The organism is Thalassobacillus pellis, from assembly GCF_016908295.1.
GTDB classification, from domain to species: domain Bacteria; phylum Bacillota; class Bacilli; order Bacillales; family Halobacillaceae; genus Thalassobacillus; species Thalassobacillus pellis.
Genome location: NZ_JAFBDO010000001.1, coordinates 562,148 through 585,893 on the forward strand (window position 1 = coordinate 562,148; position 23,746 = coordinate 585,893).

At 35.2% G+C, this 23,746-nt stretch carries 23 protein-coding genes; 1 reads left to right on the plus strand and 22 read right to left on the minus strand.

The genetic code is table 11. From position 1 onward, the window contains the following. Positions 1-4 precede the first annotated feature (4 nt). Entirely contained in the window at positions 5-397 is a 393-nt protein-coding gene (gene panD, locus JOC33_RS02700; RefSeq protein WP_205090711.1) for an aspartate 1-decarboxylase, read from the minus strand. 306 nt (positions 398-703) lie between these two features. Here panD and JOC33_RS02705 point away from each other — a divergent pair, with 306 nt between their 5' ends. After that, a complete protein-coding gene (locus JOC33_RS02705; protein WP_205090713.1) occupies positions 704-1,210 on the plus strand; it encodes an RNA polymerase sigma factor in 507 nt (168 codons plus the stop codon). 384 nt (positions 1,211-1,594) lie between these two features. On the opposite strand, the gene JOC33_RS02710 is transcribed toward JOC33_RS02705, so the two are convergent. From JOC33_RS02710 to JOC33_RS02810, 21 genes are all read right to left on the minus strand, one after another. After that, positions 1,595-2,863, minus strand: coding sequence for a lipopolysaccharide biosynthesis protein (locus JOC33_RS02710; RefSeq protein ID WP_205090715.1), 1,269 nt, complete (start codon positions 2,861-2,863; stop codon positions 1,595-1,597). 6 nt (positions 2,864-2,869) lie between these two features. Beyond that, positions 2,870-3,424, minus strand: a complete 555-nt coding sequence (locus JOC33_RS02715) for an acyltransferase (protein WP_205090717.1) — start codon at positions 3,422-3,424, stop codon at positions 2,870-2,872. Positions 3,425-3,470: 46 nt separating this feature from the next. Then, positions 3,471-4,823 carry an O-antigen polymerase gene (locus JOC33_RS02720; RefSeq protein WP_205090719.1) on the minus strand — a complete coding sequence of 451 codons (1,353 nt, stop codon included), beginning with the start codon at positions 4,821-4,823 and terminating at the stop codon, positions 3,471-3,473. Positions 4,824-4,859: 36 nt separating this feature from the next. After that, positions 4,860-6,044: a glycosyltransferase family protein gene (locus JOC33_RS02725; protein ID WP_205090721.1), complete on the minus strand. Its 1,185-nt coding sequence runs from the start codon at positions 6,042-6,044 to the stop codon at positions 4,860-4,862. A gap of 11 nt (positions 6,045-6,055) precedes the next feature. Beyond that, positions 6,056-7,183 (minus strand): glycosyltransferase family 4 protein, encoded by a 1,128-nt coding sequence (locus JOC33_RS02730; protein WP_205090723.1) that lies wholly within the window; start codon positions 7,181-7,183, stop codon positions 6,056-6,058. A gap of 34 nt (positions 7,184-7,217) precedes the next feature. Then, positions 7,218-8,387 carry a glycosyltransferase family 4 protein gene (locus JOC33_RS02735; RefSeq protein WP_205090725.1) on the minus strand — a complete coding sequence of 390 codons (1,170 nt, stop codon included), beginning with the start codon at positions 8,385-8,387 and terminating at the stop codon, positions 7,218-7,220. A 16-nt stretch (positions 8,388-8,403) separates the two neighbouring features. After that, positions 8,404-9,000, minus strand: a complete 597-nt coding sequence (locus JOC33_RS02740; protein ID WP_205090726.1) for a sugar transferase — start codon at positions 8,998-9,000, stop codon at positions 8,404-8,406. Continuing rightward, positions 8,993-9,883 carry an NAD-dependent epimerase/dehydratase family protein gene (locus tag JOC33_RS02745; RefSeq protein WP_205090728.1) on the minus strand — a complete coding sequence of 297 codons (891 nt, stop codon included), beginning with the start codon at positions 9,881-9,883 and terminating at the stop codon, positions 8,993-8,995. The genes JOC33_RS02740 and JOC33_RS02745 overlap by 8 nt, the downstream gene beginning before the upstream one ends. Continuing rightward, positions 9,880-11,007 carry an ATP-grasp domain-containing protein gene (locus tag JOC33_RS02750; RefSeq protein ID WP_239533947.1) on the minus strand — a complete coding sequence of 376 codons (1,128 nt, stop codon included), beginning with the start codon at positions 11,005-11,007 and terminating at the stop codon, positions 9,880-9,882. Before JOC33_RS02750 ends, JOC33_RS02745 begins: the two co-directional genes overlap by 4 nt. Positions 11,008-11,028: 21 nt before the next feature. Next, positions 11,029-11,775 (minus strand): xenobiotic acyltransferase family protein, encoded by a 747-nt coding sequence (locus JOC33_RS02755; RefSeq protein ID WP_205090730.1) that lies wholly within the window; start codon positions 11,773-11,775, stop codon positions 11,029-11,031. 20 nt (positions 11,776-11,795) lie between these two features. Next, entirely contained in the window at positions 11,796-13,022 is a 1,227-nt protein-coding gene (locus tag JOC33_RS02760) for a DegT/DnrJ/EryC1/StrS family aminotransferase (protein WP_205090732.1), read from the minus strand. Between the two features lie 41 nt (positions 13,023-13,063). Then, complete coding sequence (locus JOC33_RS02765; RefSeq protein ID WP_205090735.1) at positions 13,064-14,344, minus strand: nucleotide sugar dehydrogenase; 1,281 nt, start codon at positions 14,342-14,344, stop codon at positions 13,064-13,066. A gap of 38 nt (positions 14,345-14,382) precedes the next feature. Next, on the minus strand, positions 14,383-15,276 hold the full coding sequence (galU, locus tag JOC33_RS02770; protein ID WP_205090736.1) for a UTP--glucose-1-phosphate uridylyltransferase GalU: 894 nt from the start codon (positions 15,274-15,276) through the stop codon (positions 14,383-14,385). Positions 15,277-15,297: 21 nt separating this feature from the next. Next, complete coding sequence (locus JOC33_RS02775) at positions 15,298-17,148, minus strand: nucleoside-diphosphate sugar epimerase/dehydratase (RefSeq protein ID WP_239533948.1); 1,851 nt, start codon at positions 17,146-17,148, stop codon at positions 15,298-15,300. 5 nt (positions 17,149-17,153) lie between these two features. Further along, positions 17,154-17,303 (minus strand): hypothetical protein, encoded by a 150-nt coding sequence (locus tag JOC33_RS02780; protein ID WP_205090738.1) that lies wholly within the window; start codon positions 17,301-17,303, stop codon positions 17,154-17,156. A 4-nt stretch (positions 17,304-17,307) separates the two neighbouring features. Next, positions 17,308-18,081: a tyrosine-protein phosphatase gene (locus JOC33_RS02785; protein ID WP_205090740.1), complete on the minus strand. Its 774-nt coding sequence runs from the start codon at positions 18,079-18,081 to the stop codon at positions 17,308-17,310. Between the two features lie 299 nt (positions 18,082-18,380). Then, entirely contained in the window at positions 18,381-19,148 is a 768-nt protein-coding gene (locus JOC33_RS02790) for a tyrosine-protein phosphatase (protein ID WP_205090743.1), read from the minus strand. A gap of 195 nt (positions 19,149-19,343) precedes the next feature. Then, positions 19,344-20,039, minus strand: a complete 696-nt coding sequence (locus tag JOC33_RS02795; RefSeq protein WP_205090744.1) for a CpsD/CapB family tyrosine-protein kinase — start codon at positions 20,037-20,039, stop codon at positions 19,344-19,346. Continuing rightward, on the minus strand, positions 20,011-20,787 hold the full coding sequence (locus JOC33_RS02800) for a YveK family protein (RefSeq protein ID WP_205090746.1): 777 nt from the start codon (positions 20,785-20,787) through the stop codon (positions 20,011-20,013). Before JOC33_RS02800 ends, JOC33_RS02795 begins: the two co-directional genes overlap by 29 nt. 277 nt (positions 20,788-21,064) lie before the next feature. Beyond that, positions 21,065-22,861, minus strand: coding sequence for an LTA synthase family protein (locus JOC33_RS02805; RefSeq protein ID WP_205090748.1), 1,797 nt, complete (start codon positions 22,859-22,861; stop codon positions 21,065-21,067). Positions 22,862-22,976: 115 nt separating this feature from the next. Then, a complete protein-coding gene (locus JOC33_RS02810) occupies positions 22,977-23,738 on the minus strand; it encodes a zinc ribbon domain-containing protein (RefSeq protein WP_205090749.1) in 762 nt (253 codons plus the stop codon). Positions 23,739-23,746 lie beyond the last annotated feature (8 nt).

Consider the following 23,746-nt stretch of genomic DNA (forward strand, 5'->3'; position numbering starts at 1 on the left):
ACCTCTAAGCTTTAACGCCCTCCGGCCAGTGCAAATCATGCTCTTCCACGGAAGTGATTACGTTATTTTCATCTACAAAAACAACTCTCGGAGTCAAATTCTCGATCTCTTCCTCCGTCATCTGTGCCATGCTCAAGATGATGACGATATCTCCCGGTGAGAATAAATGAGCAGGCGGCCCATTCAAACAAATCCGCCCGGAGCCTTCCGGAGCAGGAATCGCATACGTTTTCCACCTGGTAGCGTTTTTTAAGTTGGTGATCTGCACCATTTCATAAGGCTTAATATCTGCTTCCTTCATTAAAGTAGAATCAATCGTGATACTGCCAACGTAATCCAGTTCCGCTTCAGTCACCGTTGCTCTATGAATCTTACCTTTACACATCAAACGCTGCATGATGTTCTCCTCCTTTGGTTACTATCTATTAATAGCGTATAGGAAATGAAGAGAACAATCAAAGGTATTGCTGAACAAGCAGAGTACTGGATATAAATAATGAAAACCCATAAATCATGTAATCCTAATCCCTAAATACATACTCACTGAAAAAGTCGATGATTTTCATCACAAATGAAAAATAAAGGTCGTATTTTGTCTAAAATTTGAACTCAGACATGATTATATTGCCACTTCTCCGTAAATTTCATAAGATAAAAGTACCGGAAAATAAACTAAGGATGCGCATACGGATAGGAAATTAGGATGAATAAAGAAAGATTTGCAATCGAATTTGAGGCACGTATTAAACCATGCAATAAGATTATTCTAAAGTTTATAAACCAGTTTCCTTATATGGAAGCAGAAGATCTTCACCAAGAAGGTCTGATTGTACTCTATGACTGCATGAAAATCCATGATGAAAAACGCTCAGCTTTTACAACCTATTTTTACAATAAAGTTTATTTCAGATTCCTTGATCTTCATTATAAATTTGTGAAACAAGTGAAAAGTGATTTACATTTCAAGAATGCTCCCTTGTCCTACGTACCTAACAAGGAAATTGACCCCTTCCTATTAGATGATATATTAAAGGTACTCAATCCTGAACAAAAGAATTGGGTACGCTACTACCTAATTGAAGACTTGAGTTATAAGGAAATAGCACTTATAGAAAATACTAGCATTCAGGATATAAAAAACAGAGCAAGGGCAGCTAAGAAAAAGATTAAACCAATTATTGATGATTTTATGGGGAGAGATTTCATCTGAGGACACACTGGCTGTTAACCACACGAAGGAGAGGTTTGAGAATAAGCAAGTAATATCCTAATTGTAAGCAACGGTGTTGAAATCCCTAATAACAACGGTTTCAAATTCCCCAATAATAACGGATAATCATTTCACTTAGAGATTTGGAGTGTAGAAGTGATGGTATGAACAAATCAAAGGTGCAACTGAAACGACTTAGAAATGCGGACCTCGTGATTATGGATGATTTGATGTATACTTCGAATAAAAAGACAAAGTTGCCGAATAAGGCGGCAACTTTGTATATTTTAACACGCCGATTTAAGAAAAAATAAACCAGCTAATAGTCTGGAAAATAAAGGTTTATTTGGGATAAAAAAAGGTAAAGGTCGTATAATTTACTCTTTAAGCTCTTCTTTTACTTAAATAGCCGAGAAGGGTTAGAACTATTAAATAGTTTAAAGTATAAAATCCACTTATCACCAGTAAAAATTTTTCTATACTAAAGTTTAAATAACTCGATAGTAAATATGCTGTAGTAGCTACTATAATAAACCCTGCTTGGAGTACAACTTCATACTTTTGTTTGTTACTAATTACCAATGAAAGGGATAAAGAAGAAGTAATAAACCTTGTTGCAAACATAGGAGATAATATTGCAACAAATACCCCTGCCCTCCCCCAACTTTCACCGAATATAAATTTAAATAGCTCCGGAGCAAATATGGCTATCGCACTAAAACCAGGTATCGCTATTACTAGCAAAAGTAATAAAGTCTCAATAAAAGATTTTCTATACATATGATGATTTTTATATTCTTCTGCGGCCCTAGCAAAATATACTTTAGAAACGTTCATACTTACTAGTTGTATAGGTAAACCTAACATTCTATAAGACAAAAAATAATATCCTAATTCTTCTAACCCAAAAAGTGCTGCTATAAAGAAGTTCAGAATTGAATAAGAGGCTGCATTCATTAATGTAGCAGGAGCTGAGTAAAGGAATTGTCTTTTGTACTTTTTTCCTACAGCGATAACTTCGCCTGTTTTAACTCTTAAAAAGCTTCTAAAGTTATTAATAGCATATTTAGATTGCCTTACAATCCCAAGTGAACCTGAAAGCAACTGGGATAATAAAAGGCCAGGGCTCCCTAAATGCAATATGCCGAACAAAATTTGCCCTAAAGCGTTAGCTAGTGATCTAACTATACTAACAGAAGCCAATAAACGATATTGCTTAAATCTATTATTATAACTACTTAGCATGTTTATAGTACCGTTCAGCATAATTAAAGGTAGTGCTACCAAAACCCAAATGCCCATACCATTTAAAAAAGAAGCTTCATAAATAAGGGAAAGAATTAATACTATTCCCACAAAAGTAGTGACAAGTACTTGTGTGAATAAACAAAGTACACTTATCACATTTGCCTCATGATCAGTATCCGCAACTACAATACTAACCTCATATCTCCCATTTACTACCGGAGTAACAAGTGAAACAACGGCTAGCACCATCGTATATAGACCTATTTGTTCAGGGGAATATATTCTAGTAACAACTGGGGTTATTCCTATTAATATTAACTGTGCAAACAAAGTCCCGATTCCAAGAGTTGCGATGTTACGAATATATGTACTTTTTTTTAATTTATTAAAATACTCTATTAACATATATTTTCACAAATCTCTAATTTTTTTAGCAGGATTTCCGGCTAAAATACACTTTCCCGAAACAAAACTTTTGGTTACAACACTTCCTGCGCCAACAATAGTGTTAGGACCAAGTTTAACACCTGGTAAAATTGTGGAATTCATACCAACCCAACAATTTTCTCCAATGATAATATCCTTACTATCAAGGTGTTTGTCTAATTCCAAAGGGTCATGATTAGCTGTTATAAGACCGACATTTGGTGCTATATAGGTTCCCTTACCAAGTTTTATTTTTCCGGAATAACATTGGTAATAACAGCCAAAATGCTGGAAATTCCCTAAATCATCTACATGAAATTTAAGATTTTGAGGATTACCTATTACACTCCGATGAGAAACAGGCCATGGTACATGTTTATTAAAACCTATCACTTTTTGAAAGAAAAAATTTCTCCAAGCCCACTGATAACCTTTTGAGGTATTTTGAAACCATCTCCCTGTTAAATACTTTTTATCGTAAAACAAAGGTAAAATAACTCTAGAAATTAATATATACAATTTCTTTAAATTACTTTTCATATTCAGCCCCACTTTTTTCAAATAATGTACTGTGTAGTGAAAATTATTAATAATGTGGTTTTAGTAATGATATTTTACTATTCTTCAGAACAACCAAAAACAATATTAGTAATACTACATCATAACGAACTCTAAATAAAGATTCAAGATCTGCATACATTACCATCATCCCTATATAAAATGCTATACGAATTATTATTGGAGCTAAAAGAATGTTGTTGTTATAGACTTCTATTATATTGTCAACCTTCCCTAGTATAAAACCAAATATTGCTATCACTAAGAAACAACCAACTATCCCCAACTGGAAAAAACCCCAAGTTAAAATATCACTAGGAATACCACCAAATAACATAGTACCATTTTGTAATAATGTATTGTATTCATACAATGGTGAAGTTTGTACAAATCCTATACGACTTAATATAAATGCCGGAAGAAGGCTAATTACCCACAAATAAGTATCTTTAAAAAAACGGAAGTCAAATTCATTATTTAAAACAAAACCCAAGTTTGAATAGGGAAATGAAAATTGGGCTAATAGTCTAGCTAAAGATACTTGATCATAGGAAATACTACCCCCATACGTTAAATATGAGAATAGTGGATCAAGTATTATAAGGCTAAATAAAGCTATGAATATACCAAATATTAATAGAAATAACCTTTTAGCGTTTTTCTTTTTGGTTTTAATAAAAGCATCTGCTAAAATTAAAGTTCCGATAAAAATGAAAATATGAGTTCTTCCGCCATTTAGAAATAATATATATAAGGACTGCGTAAGTGTTAGAAAAAACATTATTTTATAAAGTAATTTATTTGTTGTATTCTTTAATACATAAAAAATGTAAAAAGAAAAAATTATAAAAAACTTAAACAACCTAAAAAAAACCAATGGGTTGTTAATCCCATCTTCTATTTCAGTTTCTTTAAATCCTCTAACTATTTCAATATTATTAAAGGATTGCCAAAGACCACCATACATATTGATTTCTATTATGAACCCTAGTAAACCTAATAGGAAAGTAAACCAAGCTATACCTTCTATTGATTTAATTGTAACTTTAAAACTTCTCGATTTACCTTTTGAAGGAGCGATTTTTAACCTTCTAGCTACTACATAACTAAGCCAAAAAATAAGATAACATAAAATAGAGAACAATATAATTGAATATTGTGTATGTGTCCCAAATATTGAATTAAATTTATTAGGTATTCCTTTATTAAATACAAAAAATGCCGGCACAATACCATAGACTAATAAATAAAAGCCACTAGCTATTATAAAGGCATTAATTGCTTTATTAGATTTATATGTAGAGATTATTGCAGTTAGTATAATTATTAACAAAATTATACTGAAAATGGTCGTTGCAACATCAAATATTGATAAATACAATTATTTCACCTGCTTCTTTTTACGTTAGTTAATAAACTACACATCTAAACCATTCCCCAAAATTTTACTAGCAATATTTTTATAGTGAAATTCCCTAACAGGTTTATTGGAAACACTGATCTCTCCATTATTAAACCTTTTTAATTTATTTAAAATATCAGATTCACTATTATAACAAAATAACACCCTATTAAAAGAGTTGAATGTTTCTTTTAATGTTTCCTTATCGCCGTCTAGAATAAATAAAATCGGTTTATTCGTGCCCATGTACTGGTATATTTTTCCGGGTATTTGGGTTCCAGAGCTATTAGACAAATGTACTAGTAAATCCACATCTTTTTCTAACTCTTTTACTTTTTGAAAACTAACCCTTCTATTCACTCTAACATTGTCAAAAGAAGCTAGATCTAAATCAGAGTTTCCATATATCTCCAATTCGTAAGGTGTATTTTTTATTGCATTATAAAGTGGTTTAATATTCCGTATGTTAGAATTGTAATCTCCAAAGTAGCCAATTTTGGTTATTTTATTTACTTTTTGATATATAGTTTCTTTTTGATATGTTGGGAAAAGTAAATCCATTCTATTTGCATATTTTGGGAATATCTTTTTTTCCTCTTTCAGCGTTAATGGAGAAACATATAAAATTTTATCTGCTCTACTCAGCAATCTCTTTTCTTCTTTTTTTATAAATGTGCCTGGAATTAAACTTTTATTGGTAATGTCTAAGTACATGGGATCTCCCCAAATTTGTATATATTCCCCATAGGATATAATCTTCTCTTTTATGAGAGTATTTGTTAATAAGTGTGAGGATTTTGGATCAGAAATAGAAATCACTTTATCGTAATATGGCTTTAGTTTCCCTTCAAGTTTATTTATTTTTTTAATACAACCTTTTAAAGGGTCATATATTTGAGTTTTATAATATATTTTCCTCCCGATAGATTTTGTTTTCCTTTTTAAATTTTGCGTGGTTTTATCTGTGGTTTTTCTAACACCACTATTATACATTTTCCCAGCATCTATAGTAACTTTTGTAATATTACTATAATCGATTGTATTATTAAAATTCGAGGATTTGTTTGGAGTGACTGCTGTTAAAACACTTACGTTTGCACCTGCATCAACAAGGGCATTTATGGTTGATAATTTACGTATTGATGATGAAACATTAACCTCTAACGGTCTCGTTGTTATTACGAGTACTTCTTTTGTCACTTTTTCGCCTCCTATTTAATTGTCTTATACATTTCTTCAATCCTATTTTCCATTATTTCCCAGTTGTATTTTTCGTCATATAGTTTTCGAGCTCGGCTTCCCATTTCCTCACTGATATCTCTATTATTTAAAAGGTAACTGTAGGCTTCTTCCAATGATTGTTCATTATAATTACAAGAAATGCCTATTTTTTCGGAAACAACCAATTCATCTACACCAGTGTCTTTACTTACGACTATTGGTTTTCCGCACATCATAGCCTCATATAGTTTATTTGGGGATGAATATTTATGATTGGGAACAGAAGGGTCATAGCATGCAAAAATAACGGTTGCTTTTCTTGTATAATTAATTATCTCATCATAATTTTTCTTGCCGATAAATTTGATATTTTTATAATTATTAGCCGCTTTTTCACATTCTTTCTCCAATCTTCCATATCCGGCAATGAAAAGATTCCACTCTTTATGTCTTTTACATATCTCTATGGTTTCTAAAATCATTCTTCTATCACTTAAAATACCCCCGTAAAAGATTGTTGGCTTCGAGAACGACATACATTTTTCATACTTTATATTAGTATCTATTGGTGTATTATGAATGAATACAATTTCCTTTGGTTTACTACCTTTTATTTGACTTAGTCTTGTCTCATTAACTAAAATAGTTTTCTCTGCTTTATTTATCGCGAGGAAATCCATCTTTTTAATAAGAGGCTTTATAAACTTTGGTACATGAAAAGCATCTATATAAAAATCACAAATATCATATATGTATTTTTTCTTAAAAAAAATTTTCATTAACAAAGCGGGAAGCACTGTATCGAAATCATAGGCATGGATTAAATCATAATTTTTTCTATTCTTGTAAAGCCATTTCATAAGTTGAAATTGCCATTTTATTAAAGGTAAAATGTTACTCAGCCCTTGACCAAATTCTGCTTTAATATTGAACCTAAGAATTGGCACCCTTTTATTCTTATTTAGTATTAAAATTGATTTAGTAATACCTTTTTTTTCAACCCTTCTATTCCATGCAAGAGCTATTGTGGAATGCCCAGAATTTATTGCAGCAGACATTTCTTTTTCTGCTCTCGGATAAGGATTTATTGGATTAGATCTCATATATACTATTCTCAATAGATATTCACTCTTTCATTATATATTAACTAAATTAAGCTTCAGGCAATTTCCCTTTTCTTTTATAAAAATCTGTATATTTTTCTTCCATTTTTTCTTTACTAAAAAAATTCATATATCTAAGAAATGCATTATAGCTTAAATTTCTTCTTAAAATTTCATCATTTATTAACTCACAAATGCCACACTTTAAACCTTGTGAATCTTTTGCCTTTACAATGATTGCTTCCTCCCTATTGTTTACCACAGTCTTATTACTTCCTATATCTGTACATACAATAGCTTTCTTTGCTGCCATTGCTTCCAATAATGATATTGATAAACCTTCCCACAATGAAGGTATGGCTATAATATCTGCTGCACACAACAAATTATTTACGTCTTTTCTAAATCCCAAGAAAGTCACAAGATTAGAGATACCTAAATTCCTCACCTTATTCTCCAGGCTATCTTTTAATTCTCCTGAACCGGCAATGTAAAAGTGATATTTCTTTTTTATATTTTCTTGTTTCAATAGCAATATACTATCTAACAGATTAGATATACCTTTCTGTGGTGCAAGTCTTCCTATAGTAAAAATAGCTATTTCATCTTGCTCAATGTTCAGCTTTTCTCTTATTTCATTTCGCTCTTGGTACGTTTTCACCCTATCAATATTCAAACCATTAGGTATGGAAATTAATTTATTTTCTTTTGCAATATTTAGTTTTTTCGCAATTTCTTTATGATAATCACTTACTGTAATTATATTATCGCAACATTTAGCTCCAATTTTTTCTATTTTGGAAAATACTTTGGTTGAAAAATTAGAAGAATGTTCATGAAACGCAAAACCGTGTACCGTATGAAATATTAAAGGGATTCTTGTGATTTTTGCAGCTACCCTTCCTAATATCCCAGCTTTTGATGAATTGGTATGAACTACATCAAATTTTTCTTTTTTCATTAGGTTTTTTAAATCTCTCAAAGTTTGAAAATCTTTAATTGGATTAATTTCGCGAACCATATTAATTCGATGAAAAGTAACACTATCAAAATTATATAAGTAATTTTCTTTTACTTTATCATTTCCATAATTCATATGTATATCCACATCAAATTTTTCTTGAAGCAATCTAACTATTGTAATGATATATTCGGTCCCACCACCGACGTCATTACCTCGACCTAAAATCAATATTTTTTTTCGTTTTTTCAATGTCATTTGCCTCAGATCCTTCTCAATTATTACTTTTATTAATAATACCCTCTCTTTTAAAAACTTTATATACTGTAACTAACAATAACTCAAAATCTAATTTAAAAGAAATGTTATCAACATAATATAAATCATTTTTTTGTTTTTCTGTTATGGAGGCGTCATTTCTAAAGTAGGCTTGATTAAATCCTGTTATGCCAGGTCTTATTGTAAACTTTCTTGCATAATCTTTTGGATAAAGCTGCTCATTTCCTATAGGACTAGGCCTTGGCCCAATAAAACTCATATCTCCTTTTAAAACATTCAATATTTGTGGTATTTCATCTACACTAAGTTTGCGTATTATCTTCCCTACTTCTGTAACTCTATCATCATGTGTTGCATTAAATGTACTACCATCACTATTTCTGATATCCTTTGCGTCTTGTTTCATTGATCGAAATTTATACATAGTGTATTGCTTTTTGTTTTTTCCAACCCTTTTTCCTTTATATATTATTTTTCCACCATCTTCAATTTTTATAGCTATACCCACTATTATAAAAAGAAATGAAAATAAAGGAATTAAAAAAAAAGCTACCAATATATCTATTAATCTTTTGATAAATCGCTTATACATTCTTGTTCTCCTGTTTTGTGTTTTTTATATCTTCTAAAGCTTCTTTTAGTCCCCATTTTGGAGAATAACCTAGTACTTTTTCTGCTTTGGAAGAATCCATTAATGATGATTCAATATCTTCATTAAGTGCATCGATATAAACTATTTCACTATTATTAAATACCTTGCTCACTGTTTCTGCAATTTCTAAATTACTATATGATACATTATTTCCGATGTTATAGGATCCATGAATTTGCTCATTTTTTAAAGCTAGTATAATAGCTTTAACTACATCTTTTACATAAACAAATTCTCGCTTAGCTATACTTTTACCAATCACCTTCAAGGGTTCGCCCTGATGCGCATTATCTATAAAAGTATTCATCATACCTTTACGTTCTTCTTCGCCCAAAATTTGCGCAATTCTCAAAGATTTAATGTTTAATCCACTTTTTTTGTGGTAAAGTTCCCCAATATACTCACAACTTACCTTGCTTATTCCATAAAAAGTTTTAGGTTTCACTATTTGCTCTTCAGTCCATGGTATTTCATCAGTTTCCGAATAAACTGCAATAGAGGATGCAAACACAATATTTTTAATATTTAGCTCAGAGCAAGCCTTATATAAATTGTCTGTTATGACTTCATTAATATGAAAATCCTTAACCTCTCCCCCTTTTCCTCTTATACTTGCTAAATGGATAACAGCTTGGACATTTTTCAAAGCTTGTTTTAGGTTATCAACTGAATAATCTGTTTCTACATACTTTGATAGTCTCTTATTGTTCGAATTAATCAGTCCTCTAGTGAGAACGATTGGTATATAACTAGTATACTTTTCTAAAAATAAAACTACTTTTTCACCTAAAAAACCTGTTCCACCTGTGATAGCAACTTTCATAAAACCTTTCCACCATTTTTAGTTATAAAATAACCTACTTTTTCATATTGATTGTTTATAGGTCTAACTATGTCTTTATCCTTATAATATTTAAACATACATAAATTAGTTGGAGGAATATTAAACTTGCTGTAATCAACATATTTATTTGGAAGTTCACAAATAAACTCGAGTGTATACTGATTTCCACTTACATTGTAGTTAGCTAATTCTTTGCTACTACCAAAGAGTAATTTCTCAAAAGTTAATTTTATTAGGTTTACATTAGTATAATAATTTAGTACTCTCCACATATGACACCCATCCAACCTTGGGGTAACCTCAATAATATATGGTTTATTACCACAAAATTTTATTTGAAAATATAATGGCCCATTTTCAATTTCTAGTTTATCAACTGTCCTATTTATTAATGATTCTAGATTAACTTCAGCTTCACTATTTGTTATATTTTGAGAGGGTACAATATGTTTATGAATTAACCCCCCACTATATTGCGTCCAAACTTCCCTGTCAGAATGCACCATAAAAACCGCTTTACCATCTACAACATAAGCGTTTACTGATATCTCAGGTCCTTCGATGTAATCTTCAATCAGGACTAGCCCCGCCCTAGAATATTTTTTACACATCTCAAAGCTTTCCATAAAGTCGGTAGAATTCTTAATTAATCTAACACCTCTTTGCCCTTGGGAATCTGAAGGTTTCATAATAAATGGATAATCTATTTCTAGTTCTGTGTTAAAGTCTTTTAATATTTGATATTTAACATTTCCCTCAAAATCACTTCCGAAGTACTCTCTCATATAATTTTTGTTATTACAGATTACCGCTGTCTCTTTTGGTACAAAGTAAGGAAGATCTAGTTCCTCACTAATTTCAGCAGAGATTGGAACTGCTATATCAGATCCAACAGTGTAAATACAATCTATTTTATGTTTTTTGATAAATTCAATAACTTTATTTTTATTAACAAAGTTAATTTTTTCAAAATAGTCCACAACTTTACTAGCAGGTCCGTCATTAGCCTGTGCAATTGCGTATGTTTTAATTCCCATTTTTTTCAATTCGATTATCGCATCCATTTGGACCGCTGCCACCCCAAGTATTAATACTTTTTTCAATGTAAAAAGACCCCTTTTTTTCTAATTTAGATCATTTATTTTTTCCAAAGTCATTTCATCTGGGAAATTAGCAAATAAATCAGAATTAGCTTTTATTAGTTCATCTTCTAATGTCCACCATTTAATTTCTAATAATTTATCTATTACCTTTTGATTAAATCTAAATTTTATAATTTTAGCTGGGTTTCCCACAACAACGGCATATGGTGGGACAGATTCTGTGACTACAGAGTTGGCCCCGACCACTGCACCATCTGCTATATTAGCCCCTCTTAATATAGTAGAGTTAGCTCCTATCCATACATCATTTCCTATTTCACATTTATCTTTAAATTTGTCATAGTATGTTTTACCATTGTTTAATTTATCAAAAGAATTATATAAGAACGTATGAGTAGTAACCCTATTAAAATCGTGTTCTGGAGCCCCTATTGTTACATTCCAGGAAATTGAACTAAAAGCACCAACTTTTGTTTTCATAATGACTGTATTCTGACCGGTGTAGGTGTGCTTTCCAAAGTCCACATAATATAAATGATTATATTTTCCAGACCGTGAATAATTATCTAAAAAGCAATTATCTAACTTAGATCCTTCCCCTGCGAATGTATTACCTTTCAAAGTGGAGTTTACAATCCAACACTGTTTATAAATTTTGGTGTTTTTAGAAAGTTCCGAATTGATAACATGGCTGAAAGGTTCAATAAGCGTTGTGGAACTAATATTTGAATTAATTATTTCAGGACTTATATTAAATTTCTCCAACATAATTACTCCTAACTTCTCATTCACTGCGAATTAATTAATTTTGCTGAATCTTCTTCTTTTATTGAAGTTAATAAACTCTCAACGATATAACATAACTGAGATTCAGTTAAGGAAGTATGAAGGGGAAGGGAAATCTCATTTTTATATAAATTATAAGAGTTTTTATAGTGTTTAATATCAAACCCCATTTGTTTATATGCAGTGTGCATAGGGAGAGGTTTATAATGCACATTTGTAGATATGCCTTTTTCTGCCATTCTCTTTATAATATTATTTCTATATTCTTCACTTTTATTTTTTAGTCTCAAAAGGTATAAATGACCACTTGATGAGTAATCCCTTCCAAAATGCTCTAGCCTTTCAAACTTTTCAAACGATAATTCATGATCATAAAAACCAATAATTTCTTTCCTTATATTTAAGGCATTTGAATATCTTCTCAATTGACTTAGTCCTAGTGATGCAGCGATATCAGTCATATTACACTTATAAGATGGAGATAAAATATCATATTCCCATGATCCTATTTTAGTTTTTGAGAGCGCATCCTTAGATTGTCCATGTAATGATAAAAGCATGTACTGATGATAAACTTCTTCATTATCTAATGCTGGTGTGTCTTTCCAAGTAACCGCTCCTCCCTCTCCAGTAGTAAGGTTCTTTACAGCATGAAACGAAAAGCAGGTGAAATCAGCCACCTCACCACTTCGTTTATAATTTTGAGTTGCTCCGAATGAATGAGCAGCATCAGCCAAAACAACTATTCGCCCAAAAGATTGTTGAATTTCATTATCCGGGGTAAACAAATCACTATAATTATTAACTATTTTAAATATAGTATCATAATCACACATAACTCCACCTAAATCTACGGGCAATATTACTTTAGTATTCTTAGTTATGGCCTTTTCTAATTTTTCATAATCCATTTCAAATGAGTCTTTTTTTGTATCAACTAACACTATATTAGCGCCTACATGTTTTATCACGCTAGCAGTAGCTGTGTAGGTATAGGCAGTAGTGATAACTTCATCACCTCTTCCAACACCTAGGAGTCTTAACGTTAATTCCATTGCTGCTGTTGCAGACCCCAGGCAGACTGCGGAAGTAGTGTTACAGTATTCAGCTATCTTTTTCTCAAAGAGTTTGGTTTTAGGACCAGTGGTTAGCCAGCCAGACTTTAATGTGTCTATCACCTCTTTTATTTCCTCATTAGAAATGTCCGGAGGAGAAAATGGTATATTCATATGTTTTCACCTGCTTTTAATTAATTCATATATATTACTTATTAATAAGTTAAACTAATGGTATTCGGCTTTAATTCATATAAATTGTCGTAATTGAAGTAATTTTTAAGAGTACATTTATTTAGGCAACCTTTAGTATCAAGGACATAGTCATTTCTCATTAGCCCTGTTATCTGCTTCCAATCCAATAACTTAAATTCACTATGGTCGGTGAGAATCACTACCATATCAGAGTTTTTCAAAGAATCTTCAAGTGAATATAAATTAAAATCAACTTGTTCCTGCTTAACATGTGGATCATAAGGTTTTACGCTATAACCACAATCAATAAGTTGTTTATAAACCTTTAAAGCAGGACTTTCTCTGATATCATCGATGTCACCCTTATATGCTAATCCAAAAAGAGTGACAGTGGAATTGCTTCCTATGGCTTGTTTCACTTTTTCAACTACAAACCCAGGCATAGATTCGTTAATTTTTCTAGCATTAGATATTAGCAAACTATTAACAGGATCCTTTTCAATTATAAAATACGGGTCTACTGCAAGACAATGGCCGCCAACTCCAGGTCCGGGTTGGTGAATGTTAACTCTTGGGTGTTCATTGGCAAGTGAAATCACTTCAAGTGGATTTATATTTAGGTTTTCTGATATCTTTGTTAGTTCGTTTGCTAAAGCTATATTTACATCCCGGTAAGTGTTTTCCATTAACTTTGCCATTTCTGCGTTCTCTGCACTAGTTTTTAGAATATTTCCTTTTACAAATGTACGATAAACATCTACAGCAACCTCAGTTGATATGGGATCTAATCCTCCCACAATCCTATTGTTAAAAACTAACTCATCGAGAATTTTTCCAGGTAATACTCTTTCGGGACAATGAGCTAAATGAATGTTTTCACCAGTTATAAAGCCCTCTTTTATTAATAGTGGATTCACAACGTCTTGCATAGTCCTTGGCGGTATAGTAGATTCAACTATAATTGTATTGCCGGATTCTATTACTGGAATAATAGACCGCACTGCACTTTTCAAATAATTCAAGTTAGCTGTCAAGTCAGGATTATGGGGAGTAGGTACAGCAATAATATACACATTAGCGTTTACCGGTGTCATTCGCGCGGTCAAACTTCCGTTTTTTACCACTCTATCAACTATCTCTTCTAACCCATTTTCCTCAATATGTACATTTCCTTTATTTAAAGTTTCTACTACAATAGGGTTTGTATCTATACCAGTAACTTTCCATCCAGAATCTGCAAATACTGCTGCTGTAGGTAAACCAATATACCCTAATCCAATTACACATAACTTTTTTTCCATATTTCCACCACTTTCATTTAGTTTAAATAAAATCACATTTACAAAGTTGAACTTTTTTTGGTTGGTAAGTCTTTATACAATTCATTCAAATAAGAGGCTAACTGCTCTTTTATTTCTTCGTTATCTAGAGCCATTTCAATTGTAGTTTTAACAAACCCTAATTTTTCACCTACGTCATATCTTTTGCCTTTAAAGTCATAAGCAAACACACTCTGAAACTCACTAAGTTTTTGTATGGCATCAGTCAGTTGTATTTCCCCTCCAGCACCAGCGTTCTGCTGGCTTAAAAAAGTAAATATTGCAGGGTTTAAAATATACCGCCCCATTATAGCTAAGTTTGATGGGGCGGTACCCGGTTGTGGCTTTTCCACAAACTTGTTCACATGATACCTTCTCCCGTTTTTTTCTCCAGGCTCTATTATACCGTAGCGGTGTGTTTCATTAGGCGGTATTTGTTGCACACCAACTAATGAACTAGCTGTTTTTTTGTATTGCTCCATTAATTGTTTTATACATGGAACCTCGGCTTTTACTATGTCATCTCCTAATAACACTGCAAAAGGCTCATCTCCAATGAACTTACGCGCACACCATACCGCGTGTCCTAGGCCCATAGGTTCTTTTTGACGAATATAATGTATATCTACATTTGATGACTTGTTAACTTTTTCTAAAAGATCAAATTTTCCCTTTTTTATTAGATTTTCTTGCAACTCGAAATTATTATCAAAATGATCTTCAATTGCGCGTTTTCCTTTACCTGTAACAATTATTATATCTTCAATACCTGATTCAATAGCTTCCTCTACTATGTACTGAATGGTTGGCTTGTCTACTATAGGAAGCATTTCTTTTGGCATTGCTTTTGTTGCAGGCAAGAACCTTGTACCTAAACCAGCTGCAGGTATAATAGCTTTAGTTATTTTTCTCAATAGAAACACCCTTTTGAAATTTTATTTGGCAAAACTATAATGTTTTAATTTCTTATCGTTAGCTAGGGAGATTACATATTCAGACAGTTGATCTTGCATTAAATTCATATGGGATTCAATTAGGAAATTAACCTTATGAACATCAAATTCAACTGACTTACCAATAAATATTTTAGGGAATACCGGCTCAGAATGCACTTCATTTTCATTCAATAACTCTTCAAACATCTTCTCACCAGGTCGTATTCCAGAAAAATGAATAGGTATTTCTTTTTCTGTAAAACCCGATAAATGGATAAGGTTCCTTGCAAGATCCACTATTTTTACTGGCTCACCCATGTCAAGCACAAATATCTCTCCGCCGCGTGCTAAAGCACCGGCCTGCAACACAAGTCTGGATGCTTCAGGGATTGTCATAAAATAACGTGTCATGTCTGGATGGGTTACTGTGACAGGACCACCGTTTGCAATCTGCTTCTTGAATAACGGTATGACACTTCCACGACTTCCAAGCACATTGCCAAAACGAACTGCTACGTAATTAGTTTGGCTAGTATGTGCAAGCTGCTGGATAACCATTTCTGCAATTCTTTTTGTTGACCCCATAACATTTGTCGGATTTACCGCCTTATCTGTAGATACCAGTACGAATGTTTTAACATTAGCAATATCAGCTGCTTCTGCCACATTTTTTGTACCTATTACGTTATTTTTTACTGCTTCTTTAGGATTTGCTTCCATTAAAGGTACATGTTTGTGAGCAGCAGCATGATAAATATATTTTGGTGCATAATCAGTTACTACCTGAAAAATGCGATCACGATCCTGGACATCCGCTATCACCGGAATGAGTTCTGTGCTGATATCCAACTGTTTCAGTTCCATATGAATGGTATAAATGCTGTTTTCTCCATGCCCAAGTAAAACAAGCTGCCTCGGCTCGAACTTCACCAGCTGCCTGCAAATTTCAGACCCTATTGATCCACCAGCACCGGTAACAAGCACCGTTTCTCCCTTGATTTCGCTGGATATGGAATCAATATCCAGTTCAACTGGTTCACGTCCTAAAAGGTCTTCTATTGAAACATCCCGGATTTGACTCACCGACACATTACCAAGAGCGATATCTTCAATCATCGGCAGCGTCTGTACACTTGGAACGAGCTGGTGTGCTTCTGTTATGATTTCTTTAACACGGTCTCTTTCAACAGAAGGCATCGCTATAACAATATGGTTTATAACCTTTTTTTCAACAACTTTTGCTAAGTCTTTCGTACTCCCTAAGACAGGAACATTGTTAATAGATAAATGGTGTAAAGTGAAATCGTCATCAATGAATCCAACTACATTAAAGTCCTGCTCACTGTTACCTTTCATCTGCCTGGCAAGCATCTGGCCAGCCGAACCAGCGCCGATGATCAGTGTTCTTTTTTGATTTGTATTTTCCTGTGCCTGTTTCACCCTTTTACGGCGAGGCGCTAGTGTAAACCCATACGTATTGTAATAACGCCACGCAAAACGCAAACCACCAATTAAAATAATATGAAGCATCCATGTAACCGTTAAAGCCCGCTCATAGACCTCTCCGAAAATGATTTGCTGTTCGACTGCTGTAATAATGATTGCTCCCGTAACCGCGATAAATATCCCGATTAATTCTTCTAAGCTGGCATAGCGCCAAACTTTTTTATAAAGATCTAATATGTAGGAAAAAACGTGATGCGTAATCAATAACGTTATCGAAGCGACGAGCATTTTGGTATCGAATACTTGGACGTAGGGATTCAGGAAAAAGTGCGACATGAAAATCGAAAACGAAACAATGACGGAATCGATCAATATTAACAATGCCAACCGTTTACTATAGCTCAAACCTCTCACCCTTTCTGTCCTTCTATTTCTTTGCGCTGCGTTAATGCTTTTTGAAACTGTTTTTCGATTAAACCGATCTTATTGGCAGGAGCATCCTGTCTGATGTACCGCAGTGCTTTCATCACTGATTTTGGTAATTGTCCGTTATTTTTCAAATGATCACCCGAATATCCCAAATAGTTTTTTCTTCTTTTTAACAGGTTCTGGCGGGTCGGCTGCCAAAATACTTCCTTCTGCAACAAATTTCGCATTCTCCACAAAATAATAAACCATGGCAGCCCCATAGTTTTCCTTGATTTCCTGATAGGCCTCTTGGATGCAAAATCCCCGGGATGTGGTGTTATGTGCATCAGTTGCAATGATGTGTGTCAAATTTGCTTCAACAAGCTTATGGGTGAATTTCTGTACATTCTTTCCGAATCTGCCGCAAATACTAGCAGCTGTTACCTGGGTGAATGCCCCGTTTTTCACAAAATCATAGAGTAAATCCGGCTCTTTGATCAGCTTCGCATTACGTTCTGGATGAACAATAATTGGCTTGTACCCTTTCACCTGCAAATCGAACAGCATCTGCTTCGTATAGCGTGGAACTTGATCGGATGGGAGTTCAACAAATATGTAATCACTGGTTTGGTTAAGTGGCAGGATTGTTGCTTCCTCAAGTCCAGTTAAGAAATCTCCATGGATGCGTGTTTCCTGGCCGGGAAGAATGGTTAGTGGGATATTTTCTTCAGCTAAGCTAGCATTCAATTGATCTACTGCTGCGATGATAGTTTCCTTATCATTATTATATTTTCCATTCCGATGATGCGGTGTCGCGATGATGGAATCGATACCTTCTTCGACAGCACTTCGCGCCATGGAGAGGCTGTCTTCTAAGGTCTTCGCCCCATCGTCTAATCCTGGGAGAATGTGGCAATGGATGTCGATCATAGTCTAGAATTCCCCTTTTTTCTTTTTGAATATTTACAAATCTTTCAGTTATTGTCTATGTTAACATAATTTTCCCGGTTATGTATGGGGAATATAGGAGTATTTTAACTCAATAGATACTCCTATATCAGATTTCAATAAACCTTTTGTCCCTCTGCATGTAAGCCTTTTAACCCGAATTTCAAATACTTGTTAGATTATAGCATTAGATAAGCAAGATTAATAGATAATCTTGCCGCTTTTTACAAATATTTATAGTAAATTTACAAATTATTGAACCCGTTCGACAGGATTCGAGGTTAGAAAATGCCCATGAACTTTTTCGCCTTGATTCGCTCTGGCGGATCTGCGGCAACTACTTGTCCATCTGTCACATAAAAAGAATTTTCCGCAAAGTGGTAGACAGAACTTGCTCCATACCGCTTCTTGATTTCCCGGAAGGCATCTTTCATGAAAAAACCTCTATTTTTTACGTTATGCGCATCGGAAGCAATCAGGTGAGTCAGATTATGCTCAATCAGCTGATGAGTGAATTTCTGTACAGATTTTCCGAACTTTCCAGCTACACTTCCCGCCGTTACTTGGGTGTATGCCCCATTTTTCACTAGTTCATAAAGGATTCCAGGCTCCTGCATAAATTTCTTATTTCGTTCCGGATGGACGATTATAGGCTTGTAGCCTGTCCGAAGTATATCCAGCAATAGTTGTTTCGCATAAGTCGGCACCTGATCGGATGGCATTTCCACAAATACATACCCGCTCTCTACATTTATCGGCAGCAGTTCATCCCTTTTCAATTCTTCTGCCATTTCTCCATAAAGACGGATTTCCTGACCTGGCATAATAGTCATATCCAGTCCTGCCCGCTGAATTTCGTAATTCAATTCCTGGACTTGCTGAAGCACGTCCAGTTTATGATTTTCATACCTTCCGTCAAAATGATGCGGTGTGGCAACAATCGTATCAATTCCTTGATCAATCGCTTCCCTCACCATGGCCAAACTCTCTTCCAGTGTCTGTGCGCCATCATCTACTCCTGGGAGGATGTGGCAGTGTATATCTATCATTTACGGACCTCCTACTTCTATTTACCTACTAAAAGTTACATAACCCCTACATAAGTGGTATAAATTGTAATTACTAGTATACCAGAGGCATTTCGCATTTAAAGAGGTAAAAAATGTCGAATCCTTAGAAGTTAGCAAGACACTTGTCACATAATAAATAAACAACCCCGCCCTCGCTTTGAGGACAGAGTTGTTTCAAGAACCATAATAATAATAGTAGTTGGAATTCTTCGCTTCGACATCATTCAACACAGCACCAAGCACATTCGCCTGTACCTGGTTTAATAATTCAACCGCTTTCTTACCAGCATCGATTTCCGTCTGCTTGCTTCGGGTAACCAGCAGGACACCGTCACACAAACTGGACAAGATCTGACCGTCGGTTACTGCCAAAACGGGAGCGGTATCAAAAATGACCAGGTCGTAATAGTTTTTCGCAATTTCAAGGAAGTTTTTCATGGCCTTAGAACCGAGCAGTTCAGAAGGATTCGGCGGTATCGGGCCAGATGGTATGAGGTCCAGATTGTCCAAGTCGCTTCGTCTTACCACCTGATCCAAGCTGTAATCGCCGATCAGCACACTGCTCAACCCGATACTGTTATCGAGACGAAAGGTGTAATGGAGTGTCGGTTTCCTCATATCCGCATCAATCAAAAGTACTTTCTTTTCTTGCTGCGCAAACGTGACCGCCATATTTGAAGTGGTCAGGGACTTCCCTTCTGATGGACCAGCTGATGTCACCATCATGCTGTTTAAATCCTGATCGACGGAGGCAAATTGTAAGTTTGTACGAATTGTACGGTACTGTTCTGAGATTGGTGATCGAGGATTGATCTGGGCGATTAACGTTCTCGCTTTATTGTTAGACAGTTTCTTTCTTCTGCTTCTCATAGTGGTAATTGCCTCCTCTCGTCCTCATAGATGTCGCACTAACACGTTCTGCTGCTCTCGCAACTTCTTCTTCCCCGATATGCGTGACGATTCCCATAATTGGAATTCCAAGTTTATCTTCAATGTCTTTTTCGGTTTTGATCGTATTGTCGAGATACTCAAGCAAGAACGCAATTCCGACACCGATCATCAGACCGAGTACAAACGCGATGGCCATGTTGAGCATCGGTTTCGGGCTGACAGGGGATGGAGTATTTTTGATTTCCGCTTCGGATAATACACTTACATTATCCACATTCATAATTTCCGGAATTTTTTCCTGGAATACTTCTACGATCATATTAGCAATTGTAGCTGCACGGGCTTGGTCAGGATCTGTGACAGTAACCGCAACTACCTGTGAATTTTGTTCACTGGAAACTGCCAATTTATTCCGGAGCTCGTCAGCCGTCATTCCCAACTCCATTTCTTCAATTACTGCATCCAAGATTGCCGGACTTTTAATGACTACATTGTATGTATTGATGAGTTCTATATTGGTACGTATTTCGTTTTGCGTAAATTCAGCATTCTCCGATGTTTCATTCTTATTAACAATGAATTGCGAAGTAGCTTCGTATGTAGGTGTAAGGAAAAAGTAACTGATCAGTGCAGCAATGATGACAGCCCCGATGGTTGTCGCCGCAATAAGCAGGAAGCGTTTCTTGATGACCTCGGCAATCTCCTTCAATGATATGGTTTCTTCCATGTAAGTATGTCCCTCCGTACTTTCTAAAGTTTGCATTTGTAAAAACTAGTCACATTATAGCACAGGAAATGAGCAATTTTTGTAAAAATTTATAGAAAGGTGAATCTAATCCTATATATTTATAATGTTTCTCTAGTATCAGAAAATGCCACAATACATACATCGGCAGTATTTGTCGAAACTTAAATTGTTTTAGTCACTTTTTAAATATGGGCTTAATTTCCTATTAAAATTCCAAAGAAAAATAGCCTTATCCCGTTTAAGATAAGGCCTTTCATTAAGGTTTGGTAGCAAAATTCGACTTGATCAGGTCTTCTGAAATTTCCAGTGTTTCATGATGGATAGGAGCATATTCGGAAATACTGCCTTCATTATTAATAACGATGCTTTCGCCATAATCACCTCTCAGCAGGAATATTTCTTTATTGCTGAAACGGTTAATATTATGGCCGAGAGCGTGATTTTCATAGGTTTCACGCGGAAATCCGAACCAGTCAAGGATAGTGGGAGCGGTGTCAATCTGCCCAGTGACATCTGAAATTGCCATAGTTTCCTTTATACTAGGAGCAGCTGCCAGGAACGGTACCGACATGTATTTATTCCGCCATTCGCTTTCCGTTATTTCCTTCCCTCTCCACGCTTCTATTTCCGCTTTCGATTCATGGAAAATCCCGTTATGATCCCCATAAATGACCACTACGGTGTTTTCCAGCAGGCCGTCTTTTTCCAGCTTGTCGAAGAATTTCCCGAGATGATGATCCGTGTAATGAATACTTTCAAAATAATTGCCGAGATGCGTATTCTTTAGATTTCCTGTATCCAGCTTCACTTCTTCCGGCGGTATGTCGTATGGAGTATGAGAAGAAAGTGTGATCAGCAAAGATAGGAACGGTTCCTTTTGCTGTACGATTTTATCTGCGGTTTGTTCAAAAAAAGCTTCGTCACTTAATCCCATTCCAAGTTCACTTTTTTCCGTACTCTTGTAGTCTTCTATATCGTGATAGCTGTCGAAGCCCATCGCTGGATAGACGTTTCCCCGATTCCAGAAAGACCCTTCATCCCCGTGAAAGGCAGATGTTGTATACCCTTTTTCCTTAAAGGTTTTAGCTATGGAAGGATAATCTGCTGCAGGATAACGGAAGAAAGTACTTCCTTCTTTAAGAGGGTAGATACTGTTCAGGACAAGTAATTCAGCATCCGAGCTGTTCCCCTCTGCCGTCTGTGGGTAATAGCGTTCAAACGATAAACCATTTTCTGCCAGCCTATTGAGGTTCGGCGTTATTTCCTGGTTATTGACTTCCGCGCCAATGACGAATTGCTGCAGGGACTCAAACTGGATTAAAAGCAAGTTTTTCCCTTGGAATATCCCTGGCTCTAATAACGGCTGTGCCCGCTTCGTCACTCTTTCTTCACTGGAAAGGAAGGTATGAATATCCTCCATTTCTTCTGCGGAAAGCTCCAATGTCTGCTGGGAGGAGATAAAGTCGTAAAAGTCGATCATCTGGTGGCCGACGATTCCGTAATTACTGATATACGTATTAGCTGTGAATTTTTTCAGTAGTAGATGGTCCAAGTCAGACACATACATCGATACCGGTTTGACTGCTATCAAAAGCATTGCTGCAGCTGCCATCATGGATGTAATCCGATAATTACGGTGAGTCAGGTAGCTGAGATTGGTATTTCGCATCTTTTCATAAAGAAGTACAGACTCGAGAATCAGTAAATCCAAGAAGAACACAATCTGCCACCAGGAGATCTGTCCAATGATACTGTCTGACATTCCCGAGAGGTTCGCCGTTTGAAGCATAATATAGGAAGAAAACGGCGCCTGGAAGTAATCCATATATAAGTACGAACTCCAGCTGTAAAGCCCGATCAGCAACGAAGCGACTGCGCCATAGAGCAGCCAATGTTTTTTAAATAAGAACATCCACCCGAAAATGAAGAGAGCAAAGCTGATCGATACAAGGGTTGCCCCCTTTGACCATTCACTGAGCAGCAAATGACTGATGCCGATGAGCTTGATTGAAGCAGCAAGCGTGAATAACCCCCACCAATACACTCGACGCATATATGTATTCCCCTTTATCCAATAAGATTCTTATTAGTATTGGAACCCTAAAGAGAATATATGCAAAGAAGATGCCAGGCACTCCACATATTGGATTACCTGGCACCTAGAAAACTTAAAAGTTACTGAAGGTTTCAATCGTTTCTAGTAAATCACCGAACACTGCGTTTTCCGCTATCGCTTGTAAAACGACAAGCAAAACTACATAGGCAATAAGTGAGCTGTATAATGCATCTAACCCTGGAGTATCCTCTCTTTTATACGAGTAGATAGAGAAAGTCAAGGCAACGAACATGGTAAGCACCGCGAGACCTGTTGTAATCGCGAACAATGAAAACACATTCAATAACAGAAACACAAAACCTACGAGCAGAAAAGCTGCAGGAAGAATCATGAAGGTTCCAAATCTGCTTAAAGCACCTTTGAACGTCAATTGACTGTTACCTGGTTTAGAGAGCCCGAATACAAGGGCCGTCATGATTACCAGCAATATGGCCGTATACATGAATATCGGGAAAAATATCGACAAGAATGGAACATCAAAGTACATCATCACTTTAGAGGAAGCGGTGTACCCGATTGCCGCAAATAGAAGAGCATACAATACCAGTGTTATGGTGCCATTCACAAAATCATTCGGGCTTGTATTGTGTGATTTTTTCGTTGGATTCTTCAATCCATCCAGAAAATATCCCATGTAATTCTGGCTGGATTGTTTTAATTTCTCAAAAGTAGTTTCACTATCATACATTGGCGCTGCCGTCGCAGCTGCTTCTCCTGCTGATTGCGTATGCGCAACGTTACCTTCCACAGGCGAACCACAGTTTCCGCAAAATTTTCCGCCATCATGGGCAGCATTACATTTAGGACAAGTCATTAAAAATT